Source organism: Pseudomonas fluorescens NCIMB 11764, assembly GCF_000293885.2.
GTDB lineage: Bacteria > Pseudomonadota > Gammaproteobacteria > Pseudomonadales > Pseudomonadaceae > Aquipseudomonas > Aquipseudomonas fluorescens_B.
On the sequence record NZ_CP010945.1, the window covers coordinates 6,066,725 to 6,078,704 of the forward strand.

At 62.3% G+C, this 11,980-nt stretch carries 12 protein-coding genes; 7 read left to right on the forward strand and 5 right to left on the reverse strand.

The window, feature by feature from the left end:
• The first annotated feature begins 7 nt into the window (after positions 1-7).
• Genes B723_RS27615 through B723_RS27630 form a run of 4 tightly spaced genes read left to right on the forward strand, consistent with a single transcriptional unit; the run spans position 8 to position 3,569 of the window.
• Complete coding sequence (locus tag B723_RS27615) at positions 8-934, forward strand: metal ABC transporter substrate-binding protein (RefSeq protein WP_017339958.1); 927 nt, start codon at positions 8-10, stop codon at positions 932-934.
• The gene (locus tag B723_RS27620; protein ID WP_017339959.1) at positions 931-1,767 is read left to right on the forward strand and encodes a metal ABC transporter ATP-binding protein; all 837 of its coding nucleotides are present in this window, start codon (positions 931-933) and stop codon (positions 1,765-1,767) included. The genes B723_RS27615 and B723_RS27620 overlap by 4 nt, the downstream gene beginning before the upstream one ends.
• Entirely contained in the window at positions 1,767-2,666 is a 900-nt protein-coding gene (locus tag B723_RS27625; RefSeq protein ID WP_017339960.1) for a metal ABC transporter permease, read from the forward strand. The genes B723_RS27620 and B723_RS27625 overlap by 1 nt, the downstream gene beginning before the upstream one ends.
• On the forward strand, positions 2,667-3,569 hold the full coding sequence (locus tag B723_RS27630) for a metal ABC transporter substrate-binding protein (RefSeq protein WP_017339961.1): 903 nt from the start codon (positions 2,667-2,669) through the stop codon (positions 3,567-3,569).
• Between the two features lie 397 nt (positions 3,570-3,966).
• Here the strand turns inward: B723_RS27630 and B723_RS27635 are convergent, their stop codons facing one another.
• The 5 genes from B723_RS27635 to B723_RS27655 form a co-directional block, all read right to left on the reverse strand.
• A complete protein-coding gene (locus tag B723_RS27635) occupies positions 3,967-4,191 on the reverse strand; it encodes an MbtH family protein (RefSeq protein WP_017339962.1) in 225 nt (74 codons plus the stop codon).
• Between the two features lie 81 nt (positions 4,192-4,272).
• A complete protein-coding gene (locus B723_RS27640) occupies positions 4,273-5,685 on the reverse strand; it encodes an aspartate aminotransferase family protein (protein ID WP_017339963.1) in 1,413 nt (470 codons plus the stop codon).
• A gap of 75 nt (positions 5,686-5,760) precedes the next feature.
• Positions 5,761-6,246 carry a GNAT family N-acetyltransferase gene (locus tag B723_RS27645; protein WP_017339964.1) on the reverse strand — a complete coding sequence of 162 codons (486 nt, stop codon included), beginning with the start codon at positions 6,244-6,246 and terminating at the stop codon, positions 5,761-5,763.
• Positions 6,247-6,405: 159 nt separating this feature from the next.
• A complete protein-coding gene (locus tag B723_RS27650) occupies positions 6,406-7,731 on the reverse strand; it encodes an ATP-binding protein (RefSeq protein WP_017339965.1) in 1,326 nt (441 codons plus the stop codon).
• Positions 7,728-8,411 carry a response regulator gene (locus B723_RS27655; RefSeq protein ID WP_017339966.1) on the reverse strand — a complete coding sequence of 228 codons (684 nt, stop codon included), beginning with the start codon at positions 8,409-8,411 and terminating at the stop codon, positions 7,728-7,730. The genes B723_RS27650 and B723_RS27655 overlap by 4 nt, the downstream gene beginning before the upstream one ends.
• A gap of 153 nt (positions 8,412-8,564) precedes the next feature.
• Here B723_RS27655 and dsbD point away from each other — a divergent pair, with 153 nt between their 5' ends.
• From dsbD to dsbG, 3 genes are read left to right on the forward strand one after another with little or no spacing between them, the layout of a single operon-like run.
• The gene (gene dsbD / locus B723_RS27660; protein WP_017339967.1) at positions 8,565-10,301 is read left to right on the forward strand and encodes a protein-disulfide reductase DsbD; all 1,737 of its coding nucleotides are present in this window, start codon (positions 8,565-8,567) and stop codon (positions 10,299-10,301) included.
• On the forward strand, positions 10,301-11,167 hold the full coding sequence (locus tag B723_RS27665) for a TlpA disulfide reductase family protein (RefSeq protein WP_017339968.1): 867 nt from the start codon (positions 10,301-10,303) through the stop codon (positions 11,165-11,167). Before dsbD ends, B723_RS27665 begins: the two co-directional genes overlap by 1 nt.
• Positions 11,143-11,913: a thiol:disulfide interchange protein DsbG gene (gene dsbG / locus B723_RS27670; RefSeq protein WP_017339969.1), complete on the forward strand. Its 771-nt coding sequence runs from the start codon at positions 11,143-11,145 to the stop codon at positions 11,911-11,913. Before B723_RS27665 ends, dsbG begins: the two co-directional genes overlap by 25 nt.
• The last annotated feature ends 67 nt before the right edge of the window (positions 11,914-11,980 follow it).

An 11,980-nucleotide genomic window follows, 5' to 3' on the forward strand; every position in this document is an offset into this window, starting at 1 on the left:
CTTTCCCATGCCTATTTCATCTCAACGTTCATTCCTGCGCCCGCTGCTGGTCGGCCTGCTCGCCTGCCTGCTGATGCCCGTGGCCAGCGCCGACGAAGCCAAGCGCCTGCGCATCGGCATCACCCTGCACCCTTATTACAGCTACGTGGCCAACATCGTCGGCGACAAGGCCGAGGTGGTGCCGCTGATTCCAGCCGGTTTCAACCCCCATGCCTACGAACCCCGCGCCGAAGACATCAAGCGCATCAGCGGGCTGGACGTGGTCGTGCTCAACGGCGTCGGTCATGACGACTTCGCCGACCGCATGATCGCGGCCAGCGAAACGCCGAACGTGCCAGTGATCGAAGCCAACGAAAATGTGCCGCTGCTGGCCGCCACCGGTGTCGCCGCTCGCGGTGCCGGCAAGGTCGTGAACCCGCACACCTTCCTCTCGATCAGCGCGTCCATCGCCCAGGTCAACAACATCGCCCGCGAGCTGGGCAAGCTCGACCCGGACAACGCCAAGACCTACACCCAGAATGCCCGCGCCTACGGCAAACGCCTGCGGCAGATGCGCGCCGACGCCCTGGCGAAACTGACCCAGGCGCCGAACGCCGAGTTGCGGGTGGCCACGGTTCACGCGGCTTACGACTACCTGCTGCGCGAATTCGGCCTGGAAGTGACCGCGGTGGTCGAGCCCGCGCACGGCATCGAACCGAGCCCGAGCCAGTTGAAAAAGACCATTGATCAACTGCGCGAACTGGACGTGAAAGTGATCTTCTCGGAGATGGATTTCCCGTCCACCTACGTCGAGACCATCCAGCGTGAATCCGGGGTGAAGCTGTACCCGCTGTCGCACATTTCCTACGGTGAATACACCGCCGACAAGTATGAAAAGGAAATGACCGGCAACCTCAACACCGTGGTCCGGGCGATTCAGGAGTCTGGCGCATGACGGCTAAAGAAACGCTCAGCGAATCCCCTGTGGGAGCGAGCCTGCTCGCGAAAGCGTCAGGTCAGTCCGCACATTCGTTAAATGACACACCGCTTTCGCTGGCAAGCCAGCTCCCACAGGTTTCGGGACCAACCCTCGACTTTGCGGAAGTCAGCCTGACGCTGGGCCGCACGACGATCCTCGACAAGGTGACCTTCCAGGTCCAGCCCGGCAGCGTGCATGCGCTGGTCGGCCCCAACGGTGGCGGCAAGAGTTCGTTGATCAAGACCCTGCTCGGGCAAATGCCGCATCAGGGCCGCCTGAGCCTGCAGTGGCCGGGCGATCCCGGCACCATCGGCTACGTGCCGCAGGCGCTGGAATTCGATCGCGGGCTGCCGATGACCGTCGACGATTTCATGGCCGCCATGTGTCAGCGGCGCCCGGCGTTTCTCGGGTTGAGCAAGCATTACGCGACGGCGATCGGTGAGGCGTTGGAGCGGGTCGGCATGCAGGACAAACGCAAGCGGCGCATGGGCGCCTTGTCCGGTGGCGAGCGTCAGCGCGTGTTGCTGGCGCAGGGGCTGATCCCGGCACCGCAGTTGCTGGTGCTCGATGAACCGATGTCGGCCCTTGATGAGGCGGGCATTCAGGTGTTTGAACGGTTACTCGGCGACTGGCGCAAGAGCGGGATTACCGTGCTGTGGATCGAGCACGATCTGGAAGCAGTCGGGCGTCTGGCGGATCGCGTCACCGGGCTCAATCGCCGGGTCTTGTTTGATTCCACACCGAAGCAGGCACTGACCCCTGAAACATTGTTGACGCTGTTTTCAACCCATCCACGGAGCGCTGCCTGATGAGTTACGAAGCCTTTCGTTTGATGGTCCAGGGCTGGGCGTCTTCGGGTTATCTGCCTGAAGCGCTGGCCTACGGATTCGTGGTCAACGCCCTGCTCGCCGGTTTGCTGATCGGCCCGGTGCTTGGTGGTTTGGGTACGCTGGTGGTGGTCAAGCGCTTCGCGTTTTTTTCTGAAGCGGTGGGTCACGCCGCACTGACCGGTGTCGCCATCGGCATTCTGCTCGGCGAGCCCTACACCGGGCCTTATGGCAGCCTGTTCGGTTACTGCCTGTTGTTCGGCATTTTGCTCAACTACCTGCGCAACCGTACGGGTCTGGCGCCGGATACCTTGATCGGCGTGTTCCTGTCGGTGTCGTTGGCGCTGGGTGCGAGTCTGCTGCTGATCCTGGCGGGCAAGATCAATGTGCACATTCTGGAAAACGTCTTGTTCGGCTCGGTGCTGACGGTCAACGGCAATGATTTGCTGGTGTTGGCCATCGTCGGTTCGCTGGTCATGGCACTGGCGTTGCCGCTGTACAACCGCATCATGCTCGCCAGTTTCAACCCGCAACTGGCGGCGGTGCGCGGCGTGGCGGTGAAGACCCTGGATTACCTGTTCGTGATTCTGGTGACGCTGATCACCGTGGCGGCGGTGAAAGTCATCGGTGCGATTCTGGTCGGTGCCCTGTTGGTGATTCCAGCAGCGGCGGCGCGGTTGCTCAGCCAGTCGCTGAAGGGGTTCTTTTGGTGCTCGGTCGTGATCGCTACGGTCAGTACGTTGTGCGGGATTCTTGCGCCGATTGTCTTCGACCTGCCTATCCCGTCCGGCGCCGCGATCATTCTGGTAGCCGGTATCGCCTTCGCCCTCGCCGCCATTGCGCGCGGTGTTGTCCCCAGTCTGAAAGGGAACCTTGGATAAATGTCATTTTCTCTGCGTCAACTGACCCTGGCCGTCGCCCTCTGCGGGCTGGTTAACACTTCGTTTGCGGCAGACAGCGCCAGGCCGCTGCATGTGCTGGCGTCCTTGCCGATCACTTACGGACTGGGCGAAGTGCTGCTCAAGGGCACCAACGTCAAGCTTGAACGTGCGGCGCCGGCGAACCTGCCCGGCAGCCGTCAGACCGCTTATTTCACCGGGCGTGGCGCGCCGGCGCTAGCGAAACTGGCGACGGACGCCGATGCAGTGATTGGTCTGCGTTCGTTGTGGGCGGATGACCCGCTGTACCCGATCTCACGGCGCAGCAACATTCGTATCGTCGAAGTCGATGCCGCACGCCCGGTGGACGGCGCCCTCCCCGGCATCGCCGTGCAGCCGGGCAACAAGGTCGATGGCTTGAACAGTCAGCCGTGGTTTTCCAGCAACAATATGGGACGCATGGCGGATGTGATGGCGGCGGATCTGGTGCGCCTGGCGCCGGAGGCCAAGCCGAAAATCGAGGAGAACCTGGCGGCGCTCAAGCAACGCTTGCTCAAGTTCAGTGCCGATAGCGAAGCGCGGCTGGCCAGTGCCGACAACCTGAGTGTGATGTCCCTGAGCGATCATTTTGGCTATCTGATTGGTGGGCTCAACCTGGAGTTGATTGGGCTCGATGCGCGGCCGGATGCTGAGTGGACGCCCGAAGCGCTGAAGCAATTGGGCGAGACGCTGAAGGACAATGAGGTGGCGGTGGTGCTGCATCATCGGCAGCCTTCGGAGGCGGTGAAAGCGGTGATTGATGAGGCCGGCAGCCGGTTGGTGGTGTTGAGTGTGGATGCGGCGGATCCGGTGGGTGAGCTGGAGGGGAATGTGGATTTGGTGATCAGGGCGTTGAGTGGGGTGTAGCCGGCGGTTTGCTAAGGCTCGCCATGCCCTCCTCCCGGTCCTGCCTGTCATTTGAAGCGTATGCGTTCCCCCTGTGGGAGCTAGCCTGCTAGCGATGGACGCTCACGATAACGCGTATTGTCTGAATGAACGCGTTGCCTGGACATCCATCGCTAGCAGGCTGGCTCCCACAGGGGAACGCGTTCTGCTTTGGCTTTGGCTTTTGATCTGGTTTTTGATCTTGATCTGCCCCGTCGGAAGGCCGAGAGCAGGTTCTGCGTAGTGGGCCCACGGAGCAGGACCGGAGCGAGGCAAATCAAGGCTTGCTCACGAAACACACCTCCAGACAACACAAACTCCAAAGCAAAAAAAAGCCCGCTGACCTTACCGGTCCAGCGGGCTTCTCTTTGCGTGAAATCTAGTGAGCCAGAGCCTGTTCTTCCATCTTCTTGCGCAAGCTCAAGGGACGCATGTCCGTCCAGGTTTCTTCGATGTAAGCCAGGCATTCCTTCTTCAGCCCGCTCTTGCCCACGGTGCGCCAGCCTTCAGGCACAGCTTTGTAGTCGGGCCAGATCGAGTACTGCTCTTCGTGGTTGACCACGACCTGAAAGAGGATGTCCTCGCGGTCGAATACTGACGTCATGGTGTCTCTCCATCGCTGTAAGGTGAGCTGCACTGCGTGCGCAGCCGTTATGTAGAAAGAACGTTCCGGGGCCCGGAAAATTTAGAGGCTGGCGGTGGCAGCAGCCATGGCTCGACCAAAAATCTCCGCGACCCGATCGATTTCCGCGGCGGTAATCACCAGTGGCGGCAGGAAACGCACCACGCCGCCATGACGGCCCCCCAGCTCAAGAATCAGCCCGCGCTTGAGGCATTCACGCTGCACCAGCGGCGCCAGACGAGCAAAAATCGGTGGATGCCCCTGACCATCCGGCGCGCCTGTCGGGTCGACCAGTTCGACGCCAAGCATCAGGCCGCGACCGCGAATATCGCCCAATTGCGGAAAGTCCCGCTGAAGAATGCGCAGGTGCTCGCTCAAGCGTTCACCCATGGCCGCAGCGTGTTCGCAGACCTTGTGCTCAACCAGATAACGCATCACCGCAGAGCCCGCGGCCATCGCCATTTGATTGCCACGGAAGGTCCCGGCATGCGCGCCCGGCAACCAGGTGTCGAGCCAGTCGCGATACACCACCACCGCCAGCGGCAGGCTGCCGCCGATGGCCTTGGACATCACCACCACGTCCGGAATGATCCCGGCGTGCTCGAAGGCGAACATCTTGCCGGTACGGGCAAAACCGCTCTGGATTTCGTCGACGATCAGCGCCACGCCCGCCTTCTCGGTGATGCGCCGCACGCCGCGCAACCAGTCGAGGTCGGCCGGGATCACCCCACCTTCGCCCTGGACGACTTCCACAATCACGGCAGCCGGCAATTGCACGCCGGCCTCGGGATCGTTCAGCAAATTATCGAGATAGTTGAGGTTGACCTGCACGCCTTGGGCGCCACCGAGGCCGAACGGGCAACGGTAATCGTAGGGATACGGCATGAACTGCACGCCGCTGCTGAGCAATGCGCCCAAGGGCTTTTTCGGACCCAGGCTGCCCATCAGGCTCAACGCGCCCTGGCTCATGCCGTGATAAGCGCCCTGGAAAGACAACACGGTGCTGCGCCCGGTGGCGGTGCGCACCAGTTTCAGCGCGGCTTCCACCGCGTCGGTTCCGGTCGGGCCGCAGAACTGGATCCTTGCTTCAGCGGCGAGCGCCGGCGGCAGCAGTCCGAACAGGTCCTGGACGAACTGGTCCTTGACCGGCGTGGTCAGGTCGAGGGTGTGCAGCGGCAGTTCATCGGCCAGCACTTGCTGGATCGCTTCGATCACCACCGGGTGGTTATGCCCCAGGGCCAGTGTCCCGGCGCCGGCCAGGCAGTCAATGAAACGGCGGCCTTCAACGTCTTCGACATAAATGCCCTTGGCACGCTTGAGGGCCAGGGGAATGCGTCGCGGATAGCTACGGGCATTCGATTCCTGCTGACTCTGGCGTGCCAGCAACGGCGATTCGTTGAACTGATACAGCGTCTCGGCCGGCGCCGGAGTGATCCGGGCCGACTGATCTTCCATAAGGCTGGTAGCGACTGACATCTCTCGACCCCTCAATAGGTTTTCCTGTTCTGGAAACGCATCAGCGCGCCGAGGATTTAGACCCTTGATCAGCTTTTATGAAGGTGGCGTCAGCGCCTTGTACATGGGGATGGCGTGGAGCCCGGCGACGGTGAAGGTTTCGGCGCAGGGCTGATAACCCAGATGACGGTAAAAGGCTTCGCTGGTTCGGGTGCTGTTGAGTCGGGCCTGGGCCACACCGCGTTCAATCAGCCAGCGTTCGAGGTCGTGGACCAGTGCCTGCCCGGCACCGCGTCGAAACCATTCCGGCTGCACGTAACAGAACGCAACCTTGCCGCTGAACGCCGCCATCGCGGCGCCTACCGGTTTGTCCTGCAACAGGGCGATATTCAGGTACAACCGTTGGTCGGTCAGCCACGTTTGAATGCGTTCAGTGGTTTTGCTGTGAGTCCAGGTGGCGACGGTTCGCGGGTCGTTGCGGTGGTCGAGCGCACAGCCGATGCGGATCGAACGCTCGACGATCCGGCTGATGATGCCGGCGTCGGCGGGGGTTGCCTTGCAGACGTGCAGGGATGCATCCATGGCACTGTGACCTCAATCCATTGAGAAAAAGCCGTCGGGGACGATAGCCCCGCAGGTGCCAGCAATGCCAATGGAGAGAGGTTACATTTGATGTGCACCACAGAATCCTGTGGGAGCGGCGGTGCGACGTGCCCGCTCCCACAGGGTTTTGTGGTGTGTTCAGACCGGTTGCAACGGCATGGTCAACTCAACCCGCAAGCCATCCGGCCGGCTGTCGAAACGCAGCGTGCAGCCACATCGCTGAACAATGGCCTGGACAATCGCCAGCCCCAAGCCACAGCCGGTGCTCTGGCCGTTGCGCCAGAAGCGCTGGGTCAGGTGTTGCAGATCGTCTTCGGCAATGCCCGGGCCATGGTCGCGTACTACGAACTGTACGCGGCTGCCGGTAGTCTCCAGGCTCAGTTCCACCGGTCCGTCATTCGGGGTATGGCGTAGCGCGTTGTCCAGCAGGTTGCGCAGCGCGGCAATCGACAGCACGGCGGGCATTTGCACGGGTGCGTGAGAGATCTTCGGCGGCAACTTGAATGTGATCCGCTGACGATCACCGCTGGCGGCATCCTGAATCGCCAGTTTTGCCACTTGCTCGGCGCTGCATTGCACACCGTCGTCGAACGACAGGCTGCCCTCGACCCGTGCCAGCAACAACAGTTGCTCAAGGGTCCGGTGCAGGCGGTCGGCGCCCTCCTCGGCCCGGGCCAGGGATTGATCCCGCGCCGCGCCGTCGGTCATGCGTGCCACTTGCAGGTGCGTCTTGATCGCCGTCAGCGGGCTGCGCAGTTCATGCGCCGCATCACCGGTCAGGCGGCGTTCGCGCTCGATGGTCTTGCCGATGCGCTGGAACAACTGGTTCTGGGTATCCAGCAACGGTTGCAATTCGCTGGGCAGCGGCTGGATCTGCAAAGGTTCCAGCGAGTCGGCGCTGCGGCGCATCAAGGCATCGCGCATGCGGTTCAACGGCGCCAATCCCTGGCCGATGCCCAGCCAGAGCAGGCACAGGCAACCGAGCAATGCCACGCCCACCGGCACCGAGGCGGCCAGCAGAATCGACATGTTCAGCGCTTCACGCTCGATCTGCCGATCAGCGGTGGTGATGCGCAAATCGCCACGAGCCAGGGTGAAGCTGCGCCACGGTGCGCCGTCGATCATCTGATCGTGGAAGCCCATTTTCTCGGCTTCCAGGGTTTGTTGCGGATCGGTGTGACTGCGGGCCAGGATTTCCCCGCGCAAGGAGCTGACCTGACACGCCATGCCACCCGGGATGTTCAGTTGTTCCGCGCTGAAATGGGTGCCCTCGCCCTTGGTCGGCAAGGCGGGCAATTGCTCCATCAGGCCGGCGACCATGCGCGCCGACGCCACCAGCCGCTGGTCGAGGGAAAACATCATCTGGTTGCGCAGGTCGCTGAGCATCCAGGCTGCCGCCAGGGCCCAGATCAGCGCAAACGCGGCGCCGAGTGTCAGGCTCAGGCGCAAACGCAGGCTCATCACTTTTTCAGTTCCTCTGCACCATCGGCCGGCCCAAGGCGATAGCCCAGGCCGCGCACGGTCTCAACAATGCCGTTACCCAGCTTGCGCCGCAGGTGATGGATATGCACGTTGAGGGCGTTGCTTTCCAGCTCGTCGTTGAAGCCGTAGACGCTGTCCTTCAACTGCTCGGTGGACAGCACCCGGCCACGGTTGTGCAGCAGAGCTTGCAACAGCGACTGTTCGCGACGGGAAAGGTCCACCGGTTGTCCGGCGAGCGTGGTTTCGCGGCTGCTCGGGTCATAGGTCAGGGCGCCGTGCTCGATCAGGTTGACGCTGCGCCCCGCGACCCGCCGCAACAACGTGTGCAGGCGTGCGGCGAGTTCACGCAGGTCGAATGGCTTGAGCAGGTAATCGTCGGCACCGGCCTGCAAACCGTCGACGCGGTCAGTGACCGAATCCCGCGCGGTGAGAATCAGCACCGGGATTTCCAGACCGTTGTGACGCAACTGCTGCAACAGCTTCAGACCGTCCTCGTCGGGCAGGCCGAGGTCGAGCACCATGACGTCGAACTCGGCGACCTTGAGCATGGCGCGCGCAGCCGAGGCCGTCGCCACGTGCTCGACCGTCAGGCCTTGAGCGGTGAGACCGGCGACAATGCCGCTGGCGATCAGCTCGTCGTCTTCGCAAACCAGTACGTGCATGGTCAACCCTGTTGAAAAAAGCTGATTAGGCCGGTGGCCGATTAAGCGGACATTATGCCGCAAGCGCCACGTCCACAAGGTTATCGCGGTTAATCATCGGTTAATCGCCGCCTCCCATTGTGCACCTCACTTGCAAAGGGATAAGGCTTACCCATGCGTCGACTGTTTTTGTTTTTTCTTCTCTTGATCTCGGGTGTGGCCCAGGCAGGGACCAATCCGTTCGAAACCAAACCTGAATTCCTGCCGGTGGAAAAGGCGTTTGTCTTCACCTCCGAGCGCCTCGACTCAGGTGAAACACAGCTCTATTGGCAGGTCTCCGACGGTTACTACCTTTATCAGAAACGCCTGAAGTTCGATGGGTTACCCGCCGAGCTGCATCCTGTGCTACCCGAAGGCGAGTCTCACAGTGATGAATTCTTCGGCGAACAGCCGGTTTATCGCCAGGGCCTGGAACTGAAGATTCCGGCCGGTGCGACGGGCACGATCAAGGTTGGCTTCCAGGGGTGTGCCGATGCCGGTTTGTGTTATCCACCGCAAACCCAGGTGGTGGATCTGGGCGGCAGCGCTGCCACTTCCACGACGACCGAAGCCCCGGATCAAGCCCTGGCCAGCAGCCTGCAACAACGGGCGCTGGGCTGGAGCCTGCTGGTGTTCTTCGGTCTAGGCCTGCTGCTGGCCTTCACCCCTTGCTCACTGCCGATGCTGCCGATTCTGGCCGGTTTGATCGTGGGCAGTGGCGCCACGCCCAAACGTGGTTTTGCGCTGGCGACCAGTTATGTCGTGAGCATGGCGCTGGTGTATGCGGCGATGGGCGTTCTAGCCGCGTCGCTGGGTGCGAACCTTCAGGCGCTGCTGCAAAACCCTTGGCTGCTGGGCAGTTTCGCTGCGGTGTTCGTGTTGCTGGCACTGCCGATGTTCGGGTTCTTCGAACTGCAACTGCCGCTGGCCGTGCGTGATCGGCTGGAAAACGTGTCGCGCAATCAGCGTGGTGGCAGCCTGCTCGGCGCGGGCGTACTGGGCGCGTTGTCCGGTTTGCTGGTCGGCCCGTGCATGACCGCTCCACTGGCGGGCGCCCTGCTCTACATCGCGCAAAGCGGCAATGCGCTGCACGGCGGGTTGATTCTGTTCGCCATGGGCATCGGCATCGGTGTGCCGCTGCTGTTGCTGGTGACGGTCGGCAATCGCTTCCTGCCCAAACCCGGCGCCTGGATGAACCTGCTCAAAGGCGTATTCGGCTTCCTGTTTCTCGCCACCGCGTTGCTGATGCTACGGCCGGTGCTGGATCAATCGTTGTGGGTCGGTCTGTGCGGTGCGCTGTTGCTGATCGCCGCCTACAGTGCCTGGAAACAGTCGGAAGGTTTCGGACGCGTCGCGCATCTGTTCGGTGCCAGCTCATTGTTGCTCGGCGTCTGGGGCAGTCTGTTGATGATCGGTGCGGCGGGCGGCAGTGATGACCTGTTGAAACCGCTACAGGTCTTTAGCACCGCCAATGCGAGCAATGTCACCCGCCCGGTCGGCCACGACGCCTTCACCACGATCAAGGACCCGGCCGTGCTGCAACGGGAACTCGACGCGGCTCAGGCTCAGGGCCAGTGGGTGCTGCTGGACTACTACGCCGACTGGTGCGTGTCGTGCAAAGTCATGGAAAAACAGGTTTTCGGCCAAACCCGCGTCCTCGACGCCTTGAGCGATGTGCGCTTGCTACGGCTGGACGTCACCGCCGACAATGCCGCCAGCCGCGAACTGCTAGGCCGTTATAAAGTGCCGGGGCCGCCGAGTTTTCTGTGGATCGGCGCCGACGGCATCGAGCGTCGCAGCCAGCGCATCACCGGCGAGGTCGATGCCGACACCTTCCTGCAACGCTGGACCACCACCCGAGACGCCCGTTAATGCTGACTTTTACCCTCGGCACCTTTGCCATCGCGCTTAACCACCTGCTGCTGATCAGTGCCCTGGCGCTGGCGACGCTTGTCGGCTGGCGGGCGGCCAAACGTGGCGGCGAGAACCCCGAGTCGGTGCTGTTCAGCCTGTTCCTGATCGGCATGCTGGCCGCCCGGATCAGCTTCGTGGCGCTCTACTGGGCGCACTATCGCAATGATCCGTGGCAAGTCATCGACTTGCGCGACGGCGGTTTTCTCGCGCTGCCCGGGGTGATCGTGCTGTTGCTCGCCGCGTTGTATCGCGGCTGGCGTCGGCCGGGCTTGCGCCGCCCGTTGGGCTTCGGCGTGGCCAGCGGCCTGGCGTTCTGGGTGCTGGCCACCTTCTCGCTGACAATTTACGAACAGGGCACGCGCCTGCCGGACATTACCCTGCGCAATGCCGCCGGTGAAACCGTGCAACTGGCGGACTACAAGGGCGGGCCGCTGGTGATCAATCTCTGGGCCACCTGGTGCCCGCCGTGCCGTCGGGAAATGCCGGTCCTGGAAAATGCCCAGCAACACCGCCCGGACCTGACTTTCCTGTTCGTCAATCAGGCCGAAAGCATGCAAAGCGTCAGCACGTTCCTGGAAACCCAGGGCCTGAGCCTGTCCAACGTGCTGTTCGACGGCAGTGGCCGATTGGGCCAGGCCGTCGGCTCGATGGCGTTGCCGACTACGCTGTTCTATAGCCCTGACGGTCGTCTGTTGGGCAGCCACCTGGGCGAACTGTCGGAAGCCAGCCTGGCTCGCGCCCTGGAAAACTTCGATACCCCGAATCCCGCCGTACCGGCCACCTCTTCAAGGAAACTGCCATGCCCCGCCTCCGCCACCTGTTGACGCTGACCCTGGGCGCCGCCCTGCTGCACTTGCCGTCGGTGCAGGCCGCTGAAGAACTGCCCGAAGCGATCAAGAAGATCGAAGCCAAGGGCGCCAAAATCGTTGGCCAGTTCGACGCACCCGACGGCCTGCGCGGTTATGCCGCGCAGTACCAGAACCGCGGCATGGCGCTGTACCTGACGCCCGATGGCAAACATGTGTTGCTGGGCAGTTTGTACGACGCCGAGGGCAACGACCTGAGCAGCGCGCCCTTGCAGAAGCTGGTTTACGCGCCGATGGCCAAGGAAATCTGGGGCAAGCTGGAAACCAGCAACTGGATCGGTGACGGCAACAAGGACGCACCCCGCGTGGTGTACCTGTTCAGCGACCCGAACTGCCCTTACTGCAACATGTTCTGGGAACAGGCGCGGCCGTGGGTGAAGGCCGGCAAGGTGCAATTGCGGCACATCATGGTCGGCATCATTCGTGAGGACAGTCCGGGCAAATCCGCGGCGCTGCTCGCGGCCAAGGACCCGCAAAAAGCCCTGCAAGACCACGAAGGTGCCGGCAAGGCCAGTTCGCTCAAGGCCCTGAAAGACGTACCGCCGGCGATTCAGGCGAAACTGGCGGCGAACATGCAGTTGATGGAAGACCTGGAGTTGCAGGCGACACCGGCGATTTTCTACATGGACGACAAGGGTGAACTGCAACAACAGCAAGGCGCGCCGTCACCGGACAAGCTGGTGAAGATTCTCGGGCCTAAGTAAGGGCCGTTTGATTCGTGGTGGCAGCAGTAACGTCATCGCGGGCTCGCCCGCGATGACGTCAGTACGA